The 24,679-nt window shown below is 46.6% G+C and carries 15 protein-coding genes and 1 riboswitch; of the genes, 9 read left to right on the top strand and 6 right to left on the bottom strand.

Annotated features, from left to right (window positions below):
* Positions 1-17: 17 nt before the first annotated feature.
* From recD to recC, 3 genes are all read right to left on the bottom strand, one after another.
* The gene (recD, locus tag R7P67_RS09170) at positions 18-2,165 is read right to left on the bottom strand and encodes an exodeoxyribonuclease V subunit alpha (RefSeq protein ID WP_318085938.1); all 2,148 of its coding nucleotides are present in this window, start codon (positions 2,163-2,165) and stop codon (positions 18-20) included.
* Positions 2,165-5,839, bottom strand: a complete 3,675-nt coding sequence (recB, locus tag R7P67_RS09165; RefSeq protein ID WP_318085942.1) for an exodeoxyribonuclease V subunit beta — start codon at positions 5,837-5,839, stop codon at positions 2,165-2,167. Before recB ends, recD begins: the two co-directional genes overlap by 1 nt.
* Before the next feature lie 327 nt (positions 5,840-6,166).
* The gene (recC, locus tag R7P67_RS09160; protein ID WP_318085937.1) at positions 6,167-9,658 is read right to left on the bottom strand and encodes an exodeoxyribonuclease V subunit gamma; all 3,492 of its coding nucleotides are present in this window, start codon (positions 9,656-9,658) and stop codon (positions 6,167-6,169) included.
* Between the two features lie 252 nt (positions 9,659-9,910).
* Here recC and R7P67_RS09155 point away from each other — a divergent pair, with 252 nt between their 5' ends.
* On the top strand, positions 9,911-11,734 hold the full coding sequence (locus tag R7P67_RS09155) for a DUF3413 domain-containing protein (RefSeq protein WP_047102631.1): 1,824 nt from the start codon (positions 9,911-9,913) through the stop codon (positions 11,732-11,734).
* Positions 11,735-11,809: 75 nt separating this feature from the next.
* Here the strand turns inward: R7P67_RS09155 and R7P67_RS09150 are convergent, their stop codons facing one another.
* Entirely contained in the window at positions 11,810-12,784 is a 975-nt protein-coding gene (locus R7P67_RS09150) for a TDT family transporter (RefSeq protein ID WP_085569832.1), read from the bottom strand.
* A gap of 109 nt (positions 12,785-12,893) precedes the next feature.
* Between R7P67_RS09150 and R7P67_RS09145 the strand changes: the two genes are divergently transcribed.
* The 5 genes from R7P67_RS09145 (at position 12,894) to dapD (ending at position 17,793) form a co-directional block, all read left to right on the top strand.
* Entirely contained in the window at positions 12,894-13,820 is a 927-nt protein-coding gene (locus tag R7P67_RS09145; RefSeq protein ID WP_213901505.1) for a LysR substrate-binding domain-containing protein, read from the top strand.
* Positions 13,821-13,948: 128 nt separating this feature from the next.
* Positions 13,949-14,248: a YebG family protein gene (locus R7P67_RS09140; protein WP_005386503.1), complete on the top strand. Its 300-nt coding sequence runs from the start codon at positions 13,949-13,951 to the stop codon at positions 14,246-14,248.
* Positions 14,249-14,404: 156 nt separating this feature from the next.
* A riboswitch (Fluoride riboswitch) is annotated at positions 14,405-14,479 on the top strand.
* A gap of 259 nt (positions 14,480-14,738) precedes the next feature.
* The gene (locus tag R7P67_RS09135; RefSeq protein WP_318085936.1) at positions 14,739-15,431 is read left to right on the top strand and encodes an iron-sulfur cluster assembly scaffold protein; all 693 of its coding nucleotides are present in this window, start codon (positions 14,739-14,741) and stop codon (positions 15,429-15,431) included.
* A 23-nt stretch (positions 15,432-15,454) separates the two neighbouring features.
* Positions 15,455-16,438 carry a GGGtGRT protein gene (locus tag R7P67_RS09130; RefSeq protein WP_262653528.1) on the top strand — a complete coding sequence of 328 codons (984 nt, stop codon included), beginning with the start codon at positions 15,455-15,457 and terminating at the stop codon, positions 16,436-16,438.
* Positions 16,439-16,761: 323 nt separating this feature from the next.
* A complete protein-coding gene (gene dapD, locus R7P67_RS09125) occupies positions 16,762-17,793 on the top strand; it encodes a 2,3,4,5-tetrahydropyridine-2,6-dicarboxylate N-succinyltransferase (protein WP_025768219.1) in 1,032 nt (343 codons plus the stop codon).
* Positions 17,794-17,870: 77 nt separating this feature from the next.
* Here dapD and glpQ read toward each other — a convergent pair whose 3' ends face one another.
* Together glpQ and glpT are read right to left on the bottom strand one after the other, a co-directional pair.
* Positions 17,871-18,926: a glycerophosphodiester phosphodiesterase gene (glpQ, locus tag R7P67_RS09120; protein ID WP_017820787.1), complete on the bottom strand. Its 1,056-nt coding sequence runs from the start codon at positions 18,924-18,926 to the stop codon at positions 17,871-17,873.
* A 56-nt stretch (positions 18,927-18,982) separates the two neighbouring features.
* Entirely contained in the window at positions 18,983-20,347 is a 1,365-nt protein-coding gene (glpT, locus tag R7P67_RS09115) for a glycerol-3-phosphate transporter (RefSeq protein ID WP_005380199.1), read from the bottom strand.
* Between the two features lie 896 nt (positions 20,348-21,243).
* Between glpT and R7P67_RS09110 the strand changes: the two genes are divergently transcribed.
* The 3 genes from R7P67_RS09110 (at position 21,244) to R7P67_RS09100 (ending at position 24,626) form a co-directional block, all read left to right on the top strand.
* Positions 21,244-22,098, top strand: a complete 855-nt coding sequence (locus R7P67_RS09110; protein ID WP_253657448.1) for an MIP/aquaporin family protein — start codon at positions 21,244-21,246, stop codon at positions 22,096-22,098.
* A gap of 59 nt (positions 22,099-22,157) precedes the next feature.
* Positions 22,158-23,675 carry a glycerol kinase GlpK gene (glpK, locus tag R7P67_RS09105; RefSeq protein ID WP_262653531.1) on the top strand — a complete coding sequence of 506 codons (1,518 nt, stop codon included), beginning with the start codon at positions 22,158-22,160 and terminating at the stop codon, positions 23,673-23,675.
* A gap of 159 nt (positions 23,676-23,834) precedes the next feature.
* Positions 23,835-24,626: a DeoR/GlpR family transcriptional regulator gene (locus R7P67_RS09100; protein ID WP_005380192.1), complete on the top strand. Its 792-nt coding sequence runs from the start codon at positions 23,835-23,837 to the stop codon at positions 24,624-24,626.
* Positions 24,627-24,679: the final 53 nt, after the last annotated feature.

The raw sequence follows: 24,679 nt of genomic DNA, 5'->3' as shown, positions 1-24,679 counted from the left end.
AGCTCGGTCTTCTTGTTTTAGTTAGTAAGCCGCTGTACTAACCCACTCGCACGAGTGGTTTTCACCTTAATGCCTCGCTTCAGAACATTAAGTTCGGCGTAAAGAGCTAAACGCTTTTTCGCGCGGGTAATGCCTGTGTAAATCAACTCACGGGTTAATATCGGGCTAAAGTCTGGTGGCAAAATCATCAGGGTGTAATCAAATTCACTGCCTTGCGATTTATGGATGGTCATAGCGTAAGCCGTTTCATGTTCAGGTACTCGGCTTGGCAAGACCCATTTCACACTGCCGTCAGGTAACTCGAAAAAGACTTTCAAACGCGGTTCTTCTTCACTGTCATCTCGCATGCAAATACCAATATCACCGTTATATAAACCTAAACCGTGATCATTACGCGTAACCATGACGGGTCTGCCGTGATACCAAATTTCATCCTGAACTTGAATGAACTTGCGCGCTGCGAGCGCTTTCTCGATACGTTGGTTTAGCCCAGCCACACCGAAGTCACCTTCACGGATCGCGCACAGCAGTCGGCATTGGTTGAAGGTATCTAACACCGCTTTGGCTTTGTGCGTTAGCGACTCTGGCTCTCCGGTTTTAGGATCAGTTTCCTGTTGTCCAATGCGTTTGAGGTAACGACCGTATTCCTGCACCAACGTCTGCATCATTTGGTTATAATGCTGACTACTTAGTGCGAAATGTTCGATATCGGAAAAGTCACGCGCCCAGACGTTATCTACGCTCGCAGCAGAACCTGAGTTAACCGCTTTTGCCAACTGACCAATGCCTGAGCGAGCGTCAAATCGGTAGCTCTTTTGCAGCATACATAAGCTATCGGCAATGCTGGAGGCACTGTTCCCCGTATGGGCTAAAGTATCGAAGCCCGTCAGTTTTGCGATGGCTGACGCCTGCTCTTTGCCATAACCCAATGCATGGAATGAACAGATATCCCCCAACACTGCCCCTGCTTCAACTGAGGCAAGTTGGTCTTTATCACCTAGCAAAATCAGCCGCGCATGTTTCGGTAAGGCATCGACCACTTTGTACATCATTGGTAAATCGACCATCGACGCTTCGTCGATAACTAAAATATCCAAATGCAGTGGATTTTGCTTGTTGTGACGAAATTCTGCGCTATTAGGAATCGCGCCCAGCAACCTATGTAAGGTGCTCGATTCAGTTGGAATTTTGGCTTTTAGCTCCGGAGAAACTGGCAGCTCTTGCACTGCTTTACCAATGGACTCGGTTAATCGCGCCGCCGCTTTCCCCGTCGGGGCCACCAGCTTGATGGTTAGATTTTTCTCTTGCGTCGCCTGTTCAATCAAAGCAGCAAGCAATTTGGTTACTGTCGTCGTTTTACCCGTACCAGGGCCACCAGAAATCACAGCAAATCGACGGGTTAACGCAACTGCCGCCGCGACTTTTTGCCAGTTCACGCAAGCCGAGAGTGGTACGAGTTCATCCAGTATTTGCAAATCTTGAACCTTGCGCGCATTGCTAAGCACGGAATCAATGGCGTGCCAATCCAACGATTCGCTTGCGACCACATCAAGGTGGTCACACACCAATTGCTGACGCAACACTTGGTTGCTGCTTCCCGCTTCTACTACTTTGCCTAACGCGTTAAACAGAAAATGGTATTGACGTGCAAACAAATGGTTGAGTAACTCGGATAATCGCGCAAACTCTTGTGGTTGCAAGTTAACTGCGGCGCCCAACTGATTGAGCTTTTCCGCCAGTGTCACTTCATAATGCCAATAGCGGTGCAGATACAGACGCTCGCCATCGAACATCAGCGGTAAGGCTTCTCCTTGCGCGCCGACCACTGTGGAATTTTTTAATACTTGAATCCAGTCTATGCCTTGCAACTGTGTGTTGAGCGCCAATGCCGACTCACCAAACAGCCCTAGCTTACTGGCTAAATCCGTAGATTGCCCTTGTGCATCGAACAGAGACAGACAGATATGTCCTTTACCAAGCTCACTACTGACAACACCCGCGATAAACGCCAATGCTTGACTGTCCGACTGTTCATCATGCGTTTGAGAATCAATAAAGCAGGCGAATTGGTAGTCGAGCTGACGAATAGCACCTTTGTGCGCCAAGCGTTCCAGCACTACCAATAGACTATCTTGGTCAGAATGAAGATTGTGATTTGTCGTCATTAAAGTAGCTCCATCTGCCCGGCTTGAGTTGAGCGCGTTTCAAGTGCTTGACCATCAATCAAACGATCCATCTCTTGTAAGAAGTCTAAGGTTGGTTTCGCGGCAAAAATGCCGTGGTCACTCTGCCCATCCATGCCGCGCAAGAACAAGTAATACACGCCACCGAAGTGCTGTTCATAATCATAATTGGCCAATCGGCTACGTAGGAAACGATGCAGGGCTAACGCATAAATCTGGTACTGCAAATCGTAGCGGTGATCTGCCATCGCCGATTTCAGAGCCTCACCATGGTAGTGCGTCACATCGTCGCCAAGATGATTCGATTTCCAGTCAAGCACGTAGTATTTACCTTGATGTTCAAACACCAAGTCGATAAAACCTTTGAGCATGCCTTGCACGGTTTGGAAACCTAAATCCCCCGCTTTCGCCGACAACGGATCGTGACGTTGAATAACTCGGTTTAACGCCGGTGCAGACAAAACTTCAATCGGCAACAAGAATTCCATCTCCACCAAACGCTGCGACGGTGCTTTTTGATTCAGCAGTAAAGACTTACCATCCAATGGCGTTGCGAGTACGGTATCAATCAATTGCTGTAAAATGGGCAACCACTCTTCATCGAGCTGTTCGCTTTCCATCAAGCCAAGGATGATTTGTGTATTCTCTTCCGTCGTGGCTAGCTGAGTAAATTCAATTTCCTCAAACAGGCTGTGCAGGAACGTACCCGGACGCGCACCACGAGGGAAGGTAAAAATAGAACGCTCTGGCTCCACCAAATCCGCTTCGTCTTGTTCTTCAGATGAGTCGATATCAAAACCCGTAACCTCAATCGTGGCATCATGCTCGGCGTGATGAGAGCCTTGCTTGACCAAGCTAGAATAACTGGTGATGCGCCAGTTTCTATCGATAGGGTTTTGCAGCTCATTCGCGCTAAGATCGTGTATTTCTTCTTGTGGTGCTACGTACTTCTCTTCGAGTTGCTGCGGCGGATCGGCCACAACGACACAATCAAGCTCGTCTTGTTGCTTTGTTAAACCTTGGTGCAAATCGTTAATGCCACCTTCTTGACCATTCTGAATCAAATAGCCAATCGCACTGCGGTGTACGCCAGTTGGCTCTTTGGTCGAACGACCATTGCGCAAAGGCGAGGCTCCAATAAAACACGCATACACAGCACGCGTTAGTGCCACGTATATCAAGCGTAAGTCTTCCGCCAAACGCTCTTTATCCGCTTGCTTCATGGACGCATCGTTGCCAGTGATATCCAGTACCGTGCGGTCATTGGCTGCATCGTAATATTTGGCTTCGCTGGCTTCTCGATAGCTGAACACAAACGGCAGAAATACGAGGTCATACTCCAAGCCTTTTGATTTGTGAATAGTTACGATCTGCACTAAGTTACGTTCCGATTCTAAACGTTGGATTTGGTCATCACTGCCACCCAAACCATTTTCCGCATCACTGATAGACTGAGCGAGCCAACGCAGCAGACCGTGGTCGCTATCCAGTTCATTACTGGCTTGTTGAAGCAGTTCACCGATGTGCATTAAATCGGTAAGTACTCGCTCACCATTCTCACCCTGTGAACTCGCGCCTTCTTCTAGTAATCGCTCGGCAATATGGCGTTTGCTGATCACCGCGCGCAACATCGGCAGCACACCACGTTGAACCCAAAGTTTGCGATATTCTTTGAATTCGTTTACGGCGTTTTCCCACACAATTTCATCGTTATTAAGTGCATCCAAACTTGCTGCGTCGAGGGCAAACAGCTCAGAAGCAAGACTTGCACGCAGCGCACGGTCATTTTCTGGAGTCAGCACCGCTTGCAGCAAACGCTGTAAATCCTGCGCCACCGAACTGGTAAACACACTGTCTCGGTTAGACAGGTACACGCTGGCAATGCCTTGGTCTGCCAGCGCTTGTTTGATCATTCGACCTTCACTACCTGTTCGAACCAACACCGCAATATCGCCCGCTTGAACCGCTTTCTGTTTTTCGCCATTCACCAGACACGCTTTCCCCTGTTGAGCCTGCGTCAAAATAGTTTGGATTTGGCTTGCAGTCGCCTCTGCCATTCGAGTCAAATACTCGCCTTTTGGTAGCGGTTTATCGTCCGCTTCTTGCAACCAATAGGTCAGCGCGGGTTGCTTTTGGCCACCCATAGTCCAAATGCGTTTTTCGGCATTGGGACTGTACTTAACGGGTAAGAACGGAATATCCGAATCATAGATAAATGGACTGTCTGGTAAAGCAAATACTTGGTTTACCGCCTGCACCATATCTGCGCTAGAACGCCAGTTGGTTCCTAACGTGTAGTGGGCACTTACTTGGTTACGCGCTTTGATATAAGTGAAAATGTCTGCGCCACGAAAGCCATAAATCGCCTGCTTGGGGTCTCCGATCATAAACAAACCACATTCCGGGTTGTTCAGATAAATACGGCTGAAAATACTGTATTGAATCGGGTCGGTATCTTGGAACTCGTCAATCATTGCGACAGGATACAAAGTACGAATACGCGCCGCTAAAAGCTCGCTTTCGTCCGTATCGATAGAAGCAAAAAGTTGTGTCAGCAAATCATCGAAAGAGAGCCACTGTTTTTGATTTTTCGCGTTGGCCAGCATCACACGACAATGCTCAATCGCATGAGCAAGCAGTGGCGCTTTTAAGCTGATTGGGTTAGCAAGAAATGTTTCAATGGCTTCAAATACCGCGTGCTGCGGCGCACTGCCTTTCGGTGTTTTTTCCAACAAGACGTTTTGCGCGAATTTCTCCAGCTTGTCTGGATAATCGTAACCTGTGGTTTCCGTTGCTGCCCAAGCGTTTACCGCCTCCAACGACGTCGGCAGAGACTTTTTGGTGTAGCTGCGTTTGCTAATATCTGAATCTGAAATCAGCGTCAAGAAGTCATCTTGGCTTTCTCGCCACTGTGCTTTTAATTCATCAATTTTTTTCAAATTTTCAGTATGAAGATCAGCCAAACTGCCTTTCATTGCTGGAACAGAAAGGCTTAACGGCGCGCCGGTTAAGTAATTGCTGATGTCAGACAACAACGCAGATGGAGAGCTCCATAGCTGGCGAATTTCCCCAGCCAAGGTAAATGGCAACGGGTAGAAATTGCGGCGCCAGTAATCGGCTACAACTTGCGCTTTTAGGTGACTTTCATCGGTCACAAACTCGTTATTAAATCGGCTGCCAGATTCAAACGCATTTTGCGTTAGCATACGTTGGCAAAAACCGTGAATGGTGTAGACCGCCGCCTCGTCCATCTGACGCTCTGCCTGCAATAAAATTTCTGCGGCTTGCTTGTGATCGTCAAACTCATTAAGCAAAGGTTGGATCACCGGGTCGGAACTCTGTCCACGCGCAAACGCGATTCGCGCATCATGGATTCTTGCCCTGATACGATCGCGTAATTCCGCAGTTGCCGCTTCGGTAAAGGTTACAACCAGAATTTGGTCGACCGTAAGCGGTACGCGATGTCGAGTTTCCGCGCTGCCATGACCAAGCAAAAGACGCAGATATAAACCTGCAATAGTGAAGGTTTTACCTGTACCTGCTGATGCCTCGATTAACCTCGCACCGTGCAGAGGAAACGTCATCGGTTCTAGTGGCGTTGGTTGAGGTTGCTCTGTGCGGTCTAACGTATGTAGAGGACACTCTGCACCTGACATTTGATCCATAACGCTGAATCTCTCCGGATTATTTACTAGGACGTATCACCTAATAAATGTGATCTATAGTTAAAAATTCTATTAATATGTTTAACAAGTTGGATAATTTAGAGCTTTGTGAGATCTTTCTCACGGTTATCCATAAGACGTACCGTTAGTATGCGCCCCACGAGATAAGCCAAACCTTTTTGGCGGCACAACTCAAATGAATTAAACAAAAGTATCATGGTCCCTCTGACCTTGTGGCCGTACAGCGAACGCCCTACAAAAAATAATGATTTTCTGGCGGCCACCCTACTCTTCCTTCTCTTTATCCAGCTGTCTTTATTACGCTTTTACATCATCAGCGTCTTGAACCGCTAAGCGCGCACCTTGCAGTACTAATGCTGTCAGCAAACGAACTTCTGAGGCCAACTCATCATTCCAAGCAGGCCAAATTCGAGAGATGTACGCATTACTGCCTTCGCCCGGGCTCATGAAGCCATCATTGAATGCGTCAGCCATTTTCTTCAAAGATTTCTCTTCGTCATCGACCCACTGACCGCGGCTAAAGCCCGCTTCAACACAAGCCAACGCCGTTTTCGGGAAATAAGGCAAAGGCTTAGTCATGCCTTCGAAAAATAAGCGAACTAATTCAGTCAGTAGCTGTTTGGCATACTGCACATCGGCAATTTCTGGGTAGATCAAATGCAGCGCGCCTTCTTTACGATCGTAACCAATGATGTGAGTTTTCTTAGCATGACCCGACGCCGACATGGCAAGGTGATCGATCCACGCAGCAAGGTAATCCTGCGAGCGAATCTTACCGCTTCTATAGCGAATCAAACCGGATTGGTAGCATTGAGTCAGCCAACCTGTTAGGCGAACGTTTTTCTCTTCGCCTTCATTTCGCTCAAACAAGGAATCAAACGTCAGGTCGATTTCCAAATCGTCTTGAGGCGCACCAGATAAAAACGCCAGTTTATCCACCAGCTCTTCCGCCTGAACTCGGTTAGTTTCAAATTCGATATCACCAAACGCCCCCACCGGCAGTTTGCCTTGCGCGCGCTGTTGACTCATAAAGTGTTTAAGTACCTCTGTTTTTTTCTCTGGCTGCATCAATGTCGTTTCAAGCAAGGTTTCTAACAGCTCATCACGCATTTGATAGCTCTCCAAACCACCTAAAACAAAGGGTTCGTCGTCCTCCATCACCGGTAGTGGCGGTTCAAAGATTACTTTTAAACGACGATTGAAAAAATACTGCACAGGTAAGCGCCAGAAACGTTGCAACTCGACTAAGTCGAGCTCAAGTGGGAACGTCGCTCCTAACAGATAGTCGTCTAATGCCCGATTAAAATCACGACGAACATAGCCTTGCGATTGACTACTTTGAGTTAATGCCGCTGGAATCCACTCTTTCGCGTAGCTGGCGTGCATGCCTTGGAACGCACTTGGGCTAAACGGCACCATGGCGTGGGTATTCACCAACGCATTTAATAAGTTGTCGCCAGACTCATCAACGGGCAACGCTTCATCACCACTTAAACAATAGTTTTGGTGGCAGTATTCCATCAGCTCAGAAACCAGAACCGAAGGCACTCGCTCGGTATTGTCTTGGATTGAACGGCCAACATAACTGATGTAGAGCGTTTGCTGTGCCGATAGCATTGCTTCGAGGAATAGGTAACGGTCATCATCTCGGCGCGAACGGTCGCCCGGTTTGGTTCTTCCTGTCATCAAGTCAAAGCCTTCTGGCGGCATGGAGCGTGGGTACACGCCGTCATTCATCCCCAGTAGACAAACGGTTCTAAACGGAATAGAGCGCATCGGCATCAGGGTACAAAAGTTCACTTGACCAGCAAGGAAGCGCTGGCTGACTCGTGTGCCAGATAATTTGTTTTGAAGGTATTGGCTGATGATCGACGGCGATAACGCATCATCAAATGCGGCATCAGCTAATTGCTCTTTGAGTTGGCTGAGCGTATCGCGAATGGATTTGAGCGCCATTTCGCCTTCTAACTCAACTGAGAAGAAGTCATCCAGCAGTAAAACTAAAGTCTCTCGCCAACCATCAATAGTCTGAACATGAGAAAGTTTGCTTCGATAAGTGCTAATTTGTTGGATAAAGTGTGCCAACTTGCCCGCCAGCTCTGCGCCCATGCCTTGTACTTCGTTGTACGGAGACAAACTGCCTTGCTCGGTTTCAAACAAACCTGCGGATTCTGGCATCGCGTAGCCAAGCAACATTCGTTGAATACCAAATTGCCATGTGTTTTGACGGGTTTCCGGCAGTTCAAATTCGCGTCCGGTATTGGCATCCAATCCCCAGCGAATCCCCGATTCCTCAACCCATTGTTTGGCTTGTAAAAAATCATCTTCGCTGAGTTCAAAACGCTTTAATATCGCTGGAGTTTCCAGAAGTTTGAGTAGTTCTGATGCCAAACAGCGCGTATTGGGTAAGTTCACCAACTGCATAAATGCGGCCAGAATTGGGCTCTCTTGATCGGCGGTTCGGTCAGAAATCGAATATGGAATAAAACGCTCACCCGGCGCGTTACCAAAGACCGCCTGAATCGCAGGGCTGTAAGCGTTGATGTCCGCGACCATCACGATAATATCGCGCGGTTTTAAGGTTGGGTCAGCATCGAACATCGCCAATAGTTGATCATGCAGCACTTCCACTTCGCGCATCGGGCTGTGACAAGCGTGTAGGCTCAGTGATTTATCACCCAAGCTAACCACTTGTTTGTGATGACTGTTTTCAATCTGTTGGTCATCTTGATGTTCTTCAAGATTGAGAATATCCGCTTGCAATTGATGGAGCAGACTGTCGCGCTCAACATCAACAAAGGCTTCAATTTCATGAGATTCCAGCTGAGACAACAGATACATATTGTCGCGCCCGAGTTTACCCATGGATGCCAACAGACTGTTTCCGACCACATCGGTGTGCAGCTCATCGATCACATTATCTTCCAATGAGCCTTTCAGTTGCTCAGTTTCACCTTGCACTTCCGAGTGATCGTCCTGCCACACAACGTGCTGACGATGTTTCGCCGCCAAACGAGCCAGATACTTGCGATCTCGAACTTCACCCCAGTAATAGCGACACGGGTTGGTGAACATCAGATGCACGTCGATGTGTTCACCAATTGCTTTTAGCGCATCCATATAGCGAGGCGGCAACGAAGAAATGCCAAAAACAAACAAACGCTTGGGTAAATGGTCAAAATTGCCGTTAAAACTCTCTAACGTGTCGATAAAGTGCTCATAAAGGTTGGCACGGTGATATGGAGACTGCCCTAACGACACAGTGTGATCATACAACGCTTGCCATAAGATCGGCTGCCACGGATGCTCATCTTCCAGCTCTGGCACACTCTGCCCTGCTTCCCAACTTGCGATCCACTCCGGACGATACACCAAGTAACCATCGAAAATATCGGCAATTTTCTCAGCCAGTTGATACAGCTTAGAGTGATCACTGTCATCTTTGAGGTACTGCGCTAACGGCGAAAACACCTCTTGGTTGAGAAGCCCCGGTAGCAGATGCATCAACTTCCAAGTCATCGCTTCTTTGTTAAACGCACTGCGTTTTGGCACGTCTGGCAACACCTGCGTAAACATTTCCCAAATGAAGGTAGCAGGAAGCGGAAAATCAATGTTCGCGGCAACACCAAACTCTTTGGCCAATTCCATTTTTAGCCACTGGGACATGCCCGGACTTTGAACCAGAATTTGTTCTTTTTCGAACGGGTTTTCCAGCGGACTGATTCGAATCAGTTCGACAAGGAGTGATTTAAGAACGTCAACTTGGTTGGAGTGATAAACAGTAAACAAATTGGGAATACCGAGCGCCGATTGAAACTGTTAGCTAGCTTAGCACAGCCCCATTTAAACCCGCAGTGATCTCGCGTTCGGAAAAAACAAAAGGTTATATATCACTCAAATAGAGTATGAATCTTCTGAATTTTCACATGTCAATCAAGTCTGACACTTCCATACAAAATGTGACATTCGTCGCAACTATTCCATAATAAAAAACACTGTTTTATACTCCCTCTACCCATAATTTATAAACAAACAAAAAGTATGTTTCGCAAACTGTCTTCCAACAGCGCTTGGCTGATTGCTTTTTTTGCTTGCTTTGCAGTGTACCTGTCGATCGCTTGTTATCCTTTTGTGTTGTCTAACAATCAGAATGAACCGCTAACCTTGTTGCAAGGTTACTATTTGGTTTCGACTCAATATGGCTGGCTGGGCTTGATCGCTCTTCCATTTATGTTGTTGAGTTTATTGCTCTCTTTTCTACCGACTCGAGCATTCAAAGGTATCGTGATCGCTATCGCGATCTGTCTATTGATCATGTTTAAAGTCGATATCCTCGTTTTTCAGCAATACAAACTTCACATCAACGCTCTATTAATCCGTATGTTTTTCGAAGGTGGTGGTGATGTCTTCGATATTTCGTGGATGAGTTGGCTAATCTTCATCAGTGAAATTGCCGTTCTGGTGATCGGGCTCGCTTGTACCGTTTGGGTAAGTAATCAACTGGCACAAAGCCGAGCTAAGTTCGTTTTGATCAGCGTCTGGTTTGCTGTATTGCTTAGCACGCAGATGATTCATGCGTACAAAAACGCACTTTACGACGATGAAGTCAGTCAGTTTTCGAATAACTGGCCACTTTACTACCCGCTGACGGCTCGTAAATTTATTTACAAACACGACCTAGTGGATGAGAACATTGCATCGAAGAACCGCGTAGAGTTAACCAACATTGAACGTAGCTCACTCAACTACCCGCTTGCGCCGATTCAAGTGCAAAGCAAAGAGAAACAGCCCAATGTTTTGTTTATCTTGGTTGACGCGTGGCGCTACAGTGATGCGACGCCGGAAGTCATGCCAAATGTCAGCAAGTTCGCCGAAAAAACGGTGAATTTCACACAACATATGAGCGGTGGCAACTCAACTCAAGCGGGTATTTTCAGCCTGTTTTACAGCTTGCCAGCGACCTACTGGGAAAGCTTTTACGCAAGTCAACGCTCTCCTGTGTTTATGGATACGCTGCAAGCAGAAGGCTACCGCATGGGCATTTTTGGCTCGGCACCGCTCACCAGCCCGCCACTTTCTCGCACGGTATTCAAAAAAGTGTCGGACTTGACCCTGAAACAAACTGGGGAAACAGCTGTCGAGCGCGATCAGCAGATAACAGACAAGTTCATCGAGTTCCAAAAGCAGGATAGCGACAAGCCGTACTTTGGTTTTCTGTTCTACGATGCCGCCCACGGCACAGTATTTCCCGAACCTGAATTTGCGAAATTCAAACCATACTGGGAACGCGTTGACCACATTTTGCTCAACAACGATTTTGACGCTTCGCTTTACCACAATCGATACAAGAACTCGTTGTACTACATCGACAGCTTGATTGGTGATGTGCTGAAAAATGTCGACTTAGACAATACCATTGTGGTGATTTCATCAGATCATGGTGAAGAGTTTAATGACCATAAGATGAACTATTGGGGCCACACGGGTAACTACAGTGACGTTCAAGTACATGTGCCTCTTTACGTGTACATGCCAAATCGTCAGCCAGAGCAAGTTGATTACCGCACGACCCATTTTGACGTCGTGCCAACCATGATGAATACGCTGTTTGACGTTCAAGGCACAACGAGTTCATACAGCGTTGGTCATAACTTGTTTGATAGCTCTGCCTCTCGCGATTGGTATATTGCAGGCAGCTACTACAACTATGCATTGGTCGGCAAAGAACTGATGCTTGTGGTCAACCCTGGCGGGCACTCTCAGCAACTGAATCGCCAGTTAAAAGTCGAGAAAGAACAGAAAGTTCCTGTCGATATCATTCGTCATTCTCTGGATGAGATGTCGCGATTTTACAAAAAAGGCTAGCGTCCAACATCGACGCCGATTGAAATAAAAAAGCCTCTTGGTTGTAAGACCAAGAGGCTTTTTCCTCTCTGCTATTTAAGCGTGATGAGCGTGCATCAAGCGTGGCTGAATCAATAAGTTGTTGATGTATTGTAAAGCCACATAAGAGACAACAAATGTTGCCACAATCAACTCAAGACCAGCTAAGCCTCGTACTTGTTGAACATAGTGCGCAGCCAATCCTTGCAACTCCATCCAATTCGCCATTTTAAACAGCGCCGTCGCACCGATCACCATCGGGAAGGTAAACGCTGCATAGCCAGGGCTGAATGGCAGTCTTAGCAATTTAAAGAAGGCTAAGTAGATGATGGCTGTCATCAATACCGCGATACCAAATAGCATAGCGATGATCACTGGTGATGGTGTCGCAGTGACCGTTAAGTACCCTGCCAATGATAGACTTGCTGGCGCTGCCATGATTGCCATTGTTGGTTTCGCTGCATCCGGAATTTCATGGGTGAACATGAAACGGTAGATCATCATTGGCAACATCACCGCGTAAGCCACCATACCGAAGATCAACGCACCGTGTGCAATAGGTGCAAGCACTGGGTTACCTGAGAAAGACACGTCTGCAACGATAATACCCACTGGTGGTACGAACCAGCTTGGCACCATGTGGTGTAGTTCAAAATCTTTGGCGCGATGGTAAACAAAGCTCACCAAGAACACGATGTGCAAAACCACCGCAATCAGCCAAAGCGCATCGCCAGCTAATGGGTAAAAATGGCCGAGAGAGTTCGATACCACCATAGTGCCCATCGCAAATGTCGGAACCACGCTGCCCACAACCGGATGAGCAAGATCTTGCCTCAATAGATGATTATGTAGCAAAAACTTGGTTGCCAATATAGCCAATAATACGCTCGCGATACCCGCACTAATCCACTGTCCGTAGCCATGTAATTCGGCGAAGTTCTCCCAACTCCAGCCCAAGCTTGCAATACCAAGAGCCAAACCCGCCATTGGAGTTGGCGCTCCCATTACTTTTGCTTTTGTTCTTTGAATCATGATGACCTCAACCAGACTCACTCTTGATGGGACGTATAATACGCTTGCACTTCGTTCCGATATATCTAATTATTTAAAACAAACGTTCAGAATTACTTAACGGTGGGGTATGGCAAGTCACATTTCTCTTAAACAACTGAAAGTGTTTACGACGATCACGCAGCACAAAACGCTCACAGCAGCTTCTGATAGTCTCTTTTTATCGAAAGCCGCAGTGAGCATGGCACTCTCAGAATTAGAAAAACAGATCGGCCATCACTTGTTTGATCGTGTTAATAACCGACTGATTTTGAACCAAGAAGGTCAAAAACTGCTACCACTGGCGGATGAGTTACTCAACCGAGCCAAAGACATCGAGAGCATTTTCGATGGTGACCAAGCGCTATCGGGCCAACTTCGCATTGGTGCCAGCGACACCATTGGCAACCAAGTCGCGCCCTATTTGCTTAGCGAATTTCGTCAGCAAACGAACCATCGATCTCAAAGCCTGTTCATTTCTAACTCCGCACAAATCTGCGACATGCTGACCGATTACGAGTTAGACATAGCCCTCATTGAAGGCAAAACACTTCACCCTGAATTGCAGTCCACCCAGTTTAGCGAAGATGAAATGTGCGTGATTTGCGCGCCCGATTCCCCAGCCGCGCACGAAGGGCCAGTAAACTTAACCGAGCTAGAAAACAGTGAATGGATATTGCGAGAGGCGGGATCTGGTTCACGCGAATTTTTTATGCGCGTTGTCGCGCCGCGCTTGGAACATTGGCATGAAGCTTTTCAGCTCAATACCACCGAAGCGCTGATCAACTCAGTATCGGCAGGGTTAGGCTTAGGTTGCTTGTCACGTTTGTCTGCAGAACCTGCTATTCGTGACGGCCGCGTAAAACTGCTCGACATGCCTTTAGATATGAAACGTCGCTTCTGGTTACTGGTTCATAAAGAGAAATATCAAAGCCCATTGCTCAGAACGTTTATCGAATTTTGCCAAGATTGGGAGCGACCAACAAACCTTCCTTTGGGGAATAAATCCGCAAAGTGAAACCAAGATAGTTTAAATGCTAGTCAGTTAGTTGTACGTGTCTCTCATTCTGAGGCTTGTCGCTAGACTTGATTGGTCAAAAACTGTATAAAAAGCCAGTATCAATACACCAAATTAGGGGACCAACCATGGCTGTAATCGTCAAGTACGTGGTAGAACGCAATGGAGAAGAGAAAATGACTTTTACCTCTAAAGCGGAAGCTGACGCATACGACAAAATGCTGGATATGGCAGACGAGTTATTCTCACTGCTGGGTAAAAGTGAACTTCTAGAAGACGAAGGTAAGCAAGAAGATCTTGCAATGTACCTTGCGCAAAACAAAGAAGAAGTGCTTTACGCTCTGGGTGCAAAACGTAAACCTGCACCAAAAAAAGCAAAGAAGCTTGAAGCTGTTGAAGAAGATAGCGAGCAAGAAGACGCTGCATAAACCTCTCATTTGTTTAGAAAAAACGTCGCATTATGCGGCGTTTTTTTATTCCTTCCGTTTATCTCCATATATCTCTGAGAATATAAAGAACCGATTTAATATCCCAAATTGCTCTAAATTTCATGTTGCAGATTAGTGTGACTTAGATCTAGTCTAAATGGGTTCGGTGATGGGGTACCACCGGAATCGAAAGATTCGAACCGCTTTAAAGCTAATGACTCCTACAGAAACGAAAACAGGTCAGCCCTGTTGGAAATGCTTTCGCCTGTGTTGTGAAAGCAAGAGTTCTGTAGTGAGCAATTCAACTCTTCTCCAACCCCGCTCCTGTTTTCTCAAAAATTAAAAAGATATCCAAAATAGTTGTTAACTCAACAAGGCGACAAACGCATGAACCTCCTGAACATAGTTTTCTATTTGATGGAGCGAATAAGAGCAGTCAACGCCGTTGAGTCTGACAAATAGGCTGGATATCGTACACTGGGAAAACACTATGCAATACTCACACGAAATCCAATCAATGTGCCCGATTCAACGCGGCGATCTTCATGCATCTGCACCGATCCCTGTTGAAGGCGCAATGATCAATCCAAAAGACGTTATCGCGATTTCTGGTCTTAGCCACGGCGTTGGCGCTTGTGCTCCTCAACAAGGCGCAGCAAAACTGACTCTTAACGTCAAAAACGGCATCATCGAAGAAGCTTTGATCGAAACGAGCGGCTGTTCAGGCATGACTCAATCAGCAGCGATGGCCGCAGAAATCCTAACAGGCAAAACCATTCTTGAAGCACTGAATACCGACTTGGTATGTGATGCTATTAACGTCGCGATGCGCGAAATCTTCCTTCAATTTGTTTACGGTCGTACTCAATCTGCTTTCTCTGAAGGCGGCTTGGAAATTGGTGCGGCACTGGAAGACCTTGGTCAAACTCAACGTAGCCAAGTGGGTACTAGCTACTCAACTAAATCGAAAGGCGTACGTTACATGGAGTTGGCTGAAGGCTATGTAACAAAACTCGCGCTAGACGAAAACAAAGAAGTGATTGGTTACCAATATCTCAACCTAGGCAAGATGATGAAAGCCATCAACGAAGGCGTACCTGCAGCAGAAGCTGCAGACCAAGCAACGGGGACTTACGGTCGTTTTGACGAAGCCGTATCTACCATCAACCCACGCCAACAATAATTGCCACCAAGAGGAAAGAGATTATGAACACTCCAATTACTGAATCTGTACGTCGCACTTTAGACGAAATGCAACTTTCTTCTCTGGAAGAGGCTTACCAATACTGTATGGATCGTGGTATCGACCCTAAAGCGCTAGTGATGGACACTCAACCTATCGCGTTTGAAAGCGCTGCCGATGCCTATACACTGGGCACTACTTTGGCGATTTTCCGCGGTGCAAAAACAGCAGAAGAAGCTGCAAACATCATCGGTGAAGGTCTTCAGGCGTGCACAAAACCAGGCAGCGTCGCAGAGCAACGCCAAGTGGGTATCGGTCACGGTGCATTGGCGGCTCGTCTATTGAATGAAGAAAGTGGCTGTTTCGCTTTCCTTGCGGGCCATGAGTCATTCGCAGCGGCAGAAGGCGCAATTAAAATCGCATTGAACGTGAACAAATCACGTAAAAATCCGTTGAAAGTTATCCTAAATGGTTTGGGTAAAGACGCCGCTTACCTAATCTCACGCATCAATGGTTTCACTTACGTACGCACTCAATACAACTACCAAACTGGTGAGTTAGTGGAAGTAGAACGTCGCCGTTTCTCCCAAGGTCCACGTGGTGAGATCCTTTGCTACGGTGCAGACGATGTGCGTGAAGGCGTGGCTATCATGCATAAAGAACAAGTGGATGTGAGCATCACAGGTAACTCAACCAACCCGACTCGCTTCCAACACCCTGTAGCAGGTATCTACAAAGCGGAACGTAACCGTGAAGGCATGCCTTACTTCTCTGTGGCATCAGGCGGTGGTACTGGTCGTACTCTACACCCAGATAACGTGGCGGCAGGCCCTGCCTCTTACGGCATGACAGACACTATGGGTCGCATGCACGCCGATGCACAATTCGCGGGTAGCTCTTCAGTACCAGCACACGTAGCGATGATGGGCTTTATCGGTATGGGCAATAATCCAATGGTAGGGGCAACGGTTGCACTTGCAGTAGAGGTCGGTGAGCTAAGCCTCTAAGTCGATTTATCGCTTTACTATCCAAAGCCAGTAAATCCAACAAACCCAGTGTAGGGGGAGTGACTTCGGTCCTCCCCTTATTTTTGCTATGCCCCCTTCTCCAACTTCACTGTGTCTTTACCCCAAACCGGTCTGAGAAGGCTTTTGCGACACATTTCTCATCAGACAAACATATCTCTAAAAAGACAAAAGGTATCCATCTACAGACTTTCTCCATTTCCCCTCTTTAAACTCCCCAATACTCTCTTTATGATGGCTGACAACGTAATTATTTCTTGTCAGTGAACAGACGAGACACAAGACTCAACACATGGAGATCAACTATGGCTTTCTTCTCTCTAGCCTTTGGTACGGCAACTAAAAACCGCGACGGCAAAATCATCGAAGCGTTTTTCCCAAACCCAGTTCTTAACCCAAGCGAAGCGCTTGTTAACGCACTAGCAGCAGTAGCAGGTTATGAGCAAGGCAACCAAGCTATCGAGATCTCTGCAGCACAAAGCGCAGAACTGGCAGCAGCATTTGAAGCAAACGGCGATGCGGCAAACGCTTCTTTCGCAGCAAAAGCAGCAGAATCAGCACAACCACTTGTACTGGTAATCCTTGCCACTGACGAGCAGCCACAAAGCGTTGCTGAAGGTTTCCTAAAACTTCAACTTATCTCTAACCGCCTAGTTCAACCGCACGGCACGGTACTAGACGGCATCTTCGGTCTACTACACAACATCGCATGGACTAACGAAGGTCCAATCGACCTACCTGAACTAGCAGAGCGTCAAATCGAAGCTCGCCTAGCGGGTCGTGCACTAAGCGTAGATTGCGTAGACAAGTTCCCTAAAATGGTGGACTACGTGGTACCAACTGGCGTTCGTATCGCTGACACTTCTCGCGTACGTCTTGGCGCACACGTTGGCGAAGGCACAACGGTAATGCACGAAGGCTTCATCAACTTCAACGCGGGTACAACAGGCGTGAGCATGGTTGAAGGTCGTATCTCTGCTGGCGTAGTGGTTGGTAACGGCTCTGACATCGGCGGCGGCGCATCTATCATGGGTACGCTATCTGGCGGCGGTAAAGTTGTGGTTTCTATCGGTGAAAACTCTCTACTAGGCGCGAACGCAGGTCTTGGCTTCCCAATGGGTGACCGTTGTACTATCGAATCAGGTCTGTACGTAACTGCTGGTTCTAAAGTACGCATGCTAGATTCTGACGGTCAAGAAGTCGAAGTGGTGAAAGCACGCGATCTTGCTGGTGTTTCTGACCTACTGTTCCGTCGTAACTCTGTAACAGGTCAAATCGAGTGTCTTGCAAACAAGAGCGCGGTTGAACTGAACAGCGAACTGCATAAAAACAACTAATAAATAGTTAAGAAAAATCCCCCAGCAGGAAACTGTTGGGGGACTTTTTAGCTTAAAGCAAAATGCGTGAGTGCTGATTACTGATTTAAAAAGCTGACCGCTTTATCTGGGAAATCTGTAAACAAACCATCCACTTTTACTTGGTTGTAGTACACATCCATCATGCCTTCAAAGCTGTCAGTGTACGCTGGAATGCGTCCTGGATCGGCGCGGAACGTGTATGGATGCACTTGCAAGCCAGCGTCTTTTGCAGCCTTCATCAACGGCTTGATGATGATATTGTCTTTGGTTGACTTATCATCTACCAGCATCGGCTTCCAAGGTCCAATTCCTTCCGCGTAACTCGCTACTTTCTTCATTCCGTCGGCTTCGAACATCCAGTCATAACTGTATGGTGTTGCCTTGTCGCCTTTGTACACCATAGTTTCGTTCCAGTCCGTGTAAGCCATAAGCTGAACGAGCTTTAAGTCCATGTCCATTGTAGGCATGAGTTCACTGTTGATGCGTTGAAGTTCATTCGCATCAAAACACTGAAGGTAGACTTTGTCGTCTTGAGAGCCATAACCGTACTGCTTCAAGACTTTAAGTACTGCTTTAGAAATGTCCTTACCTTCATGACGATGGAACCAAGGCGCTTTAATTTCTGGGTAAATACCTATGTCATAACCCAGCGTTTTGTTTAAGCCTTGGATCAGCTCAATCTCTTCAGCAAATGTCGGCACGGTGAAATCAGATTTCCACATAGGGAATCGGGTTGGATAGCCCGCTACTTTGTTGCCTTTCTCATCGATATTAAAGCCTTCAGTTACTCGCAAGGATTTGATTTCCGCCAGAGTAAAATCAATCGCGTAATAACGACCATCTTTACGTGCACGATCAGGAAAACGCTCCGCAACATCCGTTACGCGATCGAGATAATGGTCATGCAACACGACCAACTGGTCATCTTTCGTCATTACCACATCTTGCTCTATGTAGTCAGGTTTCATTGCGTAAGCAAGTGCTTTGGCTTCTAGCGTGTGCTCAGGCAAGTAGCCCGATGCACCACGATGCGCAATGACAAGCGGCTTCGCAATCGCACCAGCAGAGAGGCTAAGTGCTAAAAAAGTAAGACATACTGACTTTGTTTTCATTGTTATTTCCTTGATAAAGCGAAGAGGCAGTATTCCACTGCCTCTTTAAATAAATATTACGCTAGCGCTTCCTTCTCGCGCTCTTTTTGCTCGTGGTGCGCACGTTCACCTAAGAAGGCGTACATCAAACACACGATAGAAGTAATACAAGAACCCACTAAGATGATAAAGCCACCATCCCAGCCAAAGTGGTCTACGGTGTAGCCCAAAATCGCGTTTGCGGCAACTGCCCCACCTAGGTATCCAAACAAACCAGTAAGACCAGCGGCAGTACCTGCCGCTTTCTTCGGAGCGAGTTCAAGTGCGTACAAACCGATCAGCATAACCGGACCATAGATTAGGAAGCCAATTGCAATAAGCGCCATCATATCTACTGTTGGGTTGCCCGCAGGGTTAAACCAATAAACCATCACTGCAACTGTCACTAACACCATAAATAAGATACCAGCAGGTGCACGACGACCTTTGAACAATTTGTCAGAGATCCAACCACACAATAGTGTTCCTGGAATGCCAGCCCATTCGTATAAGAAATAAGCCCATGACGATTTATCTACCGAGAAATCCTTCGCTTCTTTTAGGTAAACAGGTGCCCAGTCCAGTACGCCGTAACGAATTAGGTAAACAAATGCGTTTGCAATTGCAATCGACCAAAGAAGTTTGTTATTGAAGACGTATTTGAAGAAGATTTCCTTCGCTGTCATTTCTTGTTCATGGGACTTGTCATAGTCATCTGGGTAATCGTCTTTGTATTCTTCAATAGGAGGCAGACCACAAGACTGAGGGGTATCGCGAACCGTCATCCAAACAAACACAGCAACCAACGTGGCGAAAAATGCAGGAACATAAAATGCAGTGCGCCAATCATCGTTAAATGCCCACAGGCCAAGAATAAATAGTGGACCAATCAAGCCGCCACCCACGTTGTGCGCCACGTTCCAAACCGAAACGATCTCACCACGCTCTTTACGTGACCACCAGTGCACCATGGTTCGGCCACAAGCAGGCCACCCCATCCCTTGGAACCAACCGTTCAAGAAAAGCAAAATGAACATCGCAGTGACGCTACCAGTCGCCCATGGCATAAAGCCAAAGCAAAACATCACTAATGCAGACATCAATAGGCCGCCACTAAGGAAATAGCGAGGGTTGGAGCGGTCTGAAACGCTGCCCATTAGAAACTTAGAGAGACCATATGCAATGGAAACAGCTGCCAAGGCGACACCTAAGTCTCCGCGGCTAAAGCCTTGCTCGATAAGATAAGGCATCGCCAAACTGAAGTTTTTACGAACTAGATAGTAACCGGCGTAGCCAACAAAGATACCGATAAAGAGTTGCCAACGGAGGCGAGAGTAGGTGCTATCGATGCTGCCAGGGGACAGACGATCAATGTGCGCCTTAGGTTTGAATATTCCAAACATAGGAACCTCATTATTTTGTATGCGATGGTAAAAACACAAAAGGAGCGAACGAAACAAAATAAATCTTCGTTCGAAAGTTCATAAATTGTATGGAGTCAGGATTTTATTTCTGTGACAAATGTTGCACATGAATTAAATATAAGTAAATACAGTAAATTATATGAGCATTAATTAGATCATCGTTCAACTTTACTCAAGATTCGTTAATATTAAACTGATGTTCAAACCCCTCACTTTAGCATTCCAATTCGAAACCTTTGAAACAAAGGCTCGAATTAGAACATAAACTAACCGTAAAAAGGGCGATTTACGCCTGCCCTACTCGCTCCGAACCAACTAATAACTAAAAAGCTGAAAAACGATCACGTTTAGCATCAAACGAAATAAAAAAAACAATTTTTTATTTGAATACAAGCCGAAGCAATGATTCACAAACACAAGACATTAACAGCGTTTATTCTCTTCTCAACTCATCCTATTGGTATCAATGGGATGACGATTTTTTCTAAAAGTCCAAACATGACTGCGTATTTTTATATCACTGCTAGCCCTTGATACATTTGACATCCTCCTACTCCTTTAGGGTTAACTGCTACACAAGTTCTGTGTAATAAATCTCCAAGCACGTAGCAGCTTCACAAAACTCCTCTTACCAGTTGTGCATTCTTTTTCACATCGGTAATTTGAGCGCTCTCAACACTGGCCTCGTGACAAATAAATTATTTTCGTTGTGTTCTTTTCCGGTTAAAAGATGCGCCATTTAACAAAAACGAAGACTTTGATTAACAAATTTATGCTCAAACGCTCATTTTTAGCGCTCGTTTGTTTTCGCAAACGTTTATATATGCACAATAGTATCGTGCTAGACAGGCAAAAATGATCAAAGGACTTTTAACATGACAACGAACAAACACCCCTCTCTGCTCGGAGAATGTTTGGCCGAGTTTATCGGTACAGGACTACTTATTTTCTTCGGCGTAGGCTGTGTTGCAGCCTTAGTTCTAACAGGCGCATCATTTGGACAATGGGAAATCAGTATTGTATGGGGCTTCGGTGTCGCCATCGCTATTTACTGTACGGCTGGCGTCTCTGGTGCACACATCAACCCTGCCGTTACCATCGCACTTGCTATGTTCCATGGTTTTGATAAGGCGAAAGTGGTGCCATACATTATCGCTCAAATGCTTGGGGCATTCTGTTCTGCTGCATTGGTATACAGCTTATACAGCAACCTTTTCACCGACTACGAAATCGCTCATAACTTCGTTCGCAGCAGCCAAGATGCACTAGCAACTGCTGGTATCTTCTCAACCTATCCGCATGCCTCCCTCTCTTTCTTTGGTGCTTTTGCTGTGGAATTCGTTATCACTGCTGTGCTGATGTTTGCGATTCTGGCTCTGGGCGATGAAAATAACGGCGCAGCACGTGGCGCAATGAACCCTCTATTGATCGGTATTTTGATTGCCGTCATCGGTGGTTCACTTGGCCCACTAACAGGCTTTGCGATGAACCCTGCTCGTGACTTTGGACCGAAGCTGTTCGCTTACTTCGCAGGTTGGGATTGCGCTCTGACAGGTGCTAAAGACATTCCTTACTTTATCGTGCCTTTACTTGCTCCGATTGCAGGTGCGTGTTTTGGTGGTTGGTTGTATCCAAAAGCGATTGCCGCTTACCTTCCACAACAAGGCCACGGTTGTACGATTCCAAACCAATGTGAGACGGAAGAAGAAACAGAAGAAGCTAGAGCTTAAAACTGACGTAACTCGAACATTTACTAAAATATAAATAACGAAACAAAAGGATTCTTACCATGACTGAGCAAAAATACATTGTTGCCCTGGACCAAGGTACAACAAGCTCTCGCGCAGTGATTCTTGATCACGATGCGAACATCGTAAGCGTCGCGCAACGCGAATTTACTCAGATTTATCCAGAAGCTGGTTGGGTTGAACATGATCCAATGGAGATCTGGGCAACACAAAGCTCTACTTTAGTAGAAGCTCTAGCTAAGTCTGGCATCCGTAGCGACCAATTAGCGGCTATCGGTATTACTAACCAGCGTGAAACGACCATCGTCTGGAACAAAGAAACAGGTAAACCCGTTTACAATGCGATCGTATGGCAATGTCGCCGTACTGCTGATATCTGTGAAGATTTAAAAGCACGCGGTCTCGAAAACTATGTACGTGACAACACTGGTTTGGTGCTTGACCCTTACTTCTCAGGTACCAAAGTTAAATGGATTCTGGACAATGTTGAAGGCGCACGAGAAGACGCAGAAGCAGGCAAGCTGTTGTTTGGTACTGTCGATACTTGGTTAGTTTGGAAGATGACTCAAGGTCGCGTTCACGTAACCGACTACACTAATGCATCGCGTACCATGCTGTTTAACATCAACGATCTATGTTGGGATCAAAAAATGTTAGATGAGCTTGGCATTCCAGCATCTATGATGCCAGAAGTGAAGCGCTCATCGGAAATTTACGGTAAAACCAACATCGGTGGTAAAGGCGGTACTCGTATTCCTATTTCTGGAATCGCAGGTGACCAACAAGCGGCGCTTTACGGCCAAATGTGTGTTGAAGCGGGTCAAGCGAAAAACACTTACGGTACGGGTTGTTTCTTGCTAATGAATACGGGCCAAGAAAAAGTCACTTCGACACATGGTCTTCTAACAACTTTGGCTTGTGGTCCTGCAGGCGAACCAGCTTATGCACTTGAAGGTGCCGTATTCATGGGTGGAGCTTCTATCCAATGGCTACGCGATGAATTGAAAATCCTAAACGGTGCAGAAGACTCTGAATACTTCGCGACAAAAGTGGATACATCAAACGGCGTTTATGTCGTGCCTGCATTTACTGGTTTAGGCGCTCCATACTGGGATGCCTACGCACGTGGCACGATTGTCGGCCTTACTCGCGGTGTGAATTCAAACCATATCATCCGTGCAACATTGGAAGGCATCGCTTATCAAACTCGTGACGTACTGGATGCGATGCAAGCTGACTCAAGCATTAAGCTTGCGAACCTTCGAGTCGATGGTGGTGCAGTAGCGAACAACTTCCTAATGCAATTCCAATCCGATGTATTGAACACAGAAGTACACCGCCCTCAAGTAACTGAGGTTACCGCTCTTGGTGCAGCCTACCTTGCCGGCCTTGCAGTTGGTTACTGGGATAGCATTGATGAGTTGCAGAATAAAGCGGTACTTGATCGCACCTTTGAGCCACACGATGATGAAGAAAAACGCAATCGTCGTTACAAGGGCTGGAAACGTGCAGTGAAATGTGCACAAACCTGGTCTGAACTTCACGACGAAGAAGATTAATCTCATCTCCATAAGAAAAAAAGAGCGCCATTTGTGCGCTCTTTTTGCGCTTTATCCCCGATTCCTGAACTCGCTTACTTCTCACAACGAGCAAATTCGAGCACAATAGAGCTTCGAATTTGAAGCATTGGCCGTTACCAATGCACAAGGGAGTGGTAAGTGAAGCAAATACCTCGACACCAGCAGATTGTTGAGCTGGTGAAAAAACAAGGCTATGTCAGCACGGATGAGTTGGTAGAAAGATTCAATGTCAGCCCACAAACCATCCGACGCGATCTCAATGAACTCGCCGATGACAACAAAATTCGTCGTTATCACGGTGGAGCCACTATTCCTCTCAGTTCTGAAAACACATCTTACAACACGCGTAAAGCGCTCAACTTCAATGAAAAAGATGTCATTGCAGACGAGGTAGTCAAACACATTCCAGATGGTGCCACACTATTCATTGATATCGGCACCACACCAGAAGCAGTTGCGCGAGCGCTCAATAAAAACCATAAACAGTTGCGTGTTGTCACCAACAACATCAATGTTGCGACCATTCTTTTCCCTAACCCTGAAATCAAAGTCATTTTGGCGGGTGGAGAAGTCCGCAGCAGAGACGGCGGTATTGTTGGCGAGGCTACCCTCGATTTCGTTAAACAGTTCCGTCTCGACTTTGGTATTCTCGGCATTAGCGGTATCGACTTCGATGGCTCGCTATTAGACTTTGATTACCACGAAGTCCGGGTAAAACAAGCGATCATTGACAATAGCCGTAGTGTATTTCTTGCCGTAGACCACACCAAGTTCGGGCGCAATGCTATGGTGAAACTAGGCAATATTGCACAGCTCAACATGATCTTTACCAATAAGCAGCCACCAGAAGAAATCTTGTCAATTTTGAAGGAAGCTTCTATCCCACTTGAAGTGGTTGAAGCTAACGAATCAAACTCCGAAAACGAGTAACGTCAATCGTATAATTCCCCCTCAAATGACCTCTGTCTTAATTAGACAGAGGT

The organism is Vibrio sp. Vb0937, from assembly GCF_033338855.1.
This window is presented reverse-complemented; position numbering and strand designations above follow the sequence as displayed.

What these genes read in the sequence shown, in the direction of transcription:
- R7P67_RS09130 (WP_262653528.1), top strand. Translation starts at nt 15,455, where the DNA reads ATGAACACTCCAATTACTGAATCTGTACGTCGCACTTTAGACGAAATG.
- recB (WP_318085942.1), bottom strand. Translation starts at nt 5,839, where the DNA reads ATGTCAGGTGCAGAGTGTCCTCTACATACGTTAGACCGCACAGAGCAA.
- R7P67_RS09140 (WP_005386503.1), top strand. Translation starts at nt 13,949, where the DNA reads ATGGCTGTAATCGTCAAGTACGTGGTAGAACGCAATGGAGAAGAGAAA.
- glpT (WP_005380199.1), bottom strand. Translation starts at nt 20,347, where the DNA reads ATGTTTGGAATATTCAAACCTAAGGCGCACATTGATCGTCTGTCCCCT.
- dapD (WP_025768219.1), top strand. Translation starts at nt 16,762, where the DNA reads ATGGCTTTCTTCTCTCTAGCCTTTGGTACGGCAACTAAAAACCGCGAC.
- R7P67_RS09110 (WP_253657448.1), top strand. Translation starts at nt 21,244, where the DNA reads ATGACAACGAACAAACACCCCTCTCTGCTCGGAGAATGTTTGGCCGAG.
- R7P67_RS09135 (WP_318085936.1), top strand. Translation starts at nt 14,739, where the DNA reads ATGCAATACTCACACGAAATCCAATCAATGTGCCCGATTCAACGCGGC.
- glpQ (WP_017820787.1), bottom strand. Translation starts at nt 18,926, where the DNA reads ATGAAAACAAAGTCAGTATGTCTTACTTTTTTAGCACTTAGCCTCTCT.
- R7P67_RS09145 (WP_213901505.1), top strand. Translation starts at nt 12,894, where the DNA reads ATGGCAAGTCACATTTCTCTTAAACAACTGAAAGTGTTTACGACGATC.
- R7P67_RS09155 (WP_047102631.1), top strand. Translation starts at nt 9,911, where the DNA reads ATGTTTCGCAAACTGTCTTCCAACAGCGCTTGGCTGATTGCTTTTTTT.
- R7P67_RS09150 (WP_085569832.1), bottom strand. Translation starts at nt 12,784, where the DNA reads ATGATTCAAAGAACAAAAGCAAAAGTAATGGGAGCGCCAACTCCAATG.
- recD (WP_318085938.1), bottom strand. Translation starts at nt 2,165, where the DNA reads ATGACGACAAATCACAATCTTCATTCTGACCAAGATAGTCTATTGGTA.
- glpK (WP_262653531.1), top strand. Translation starts at nt 22,158, where the DNA reads ATGACTGAGCAAAAATACATTGTTGCCCTGGACCAAGGTACAACAAGC.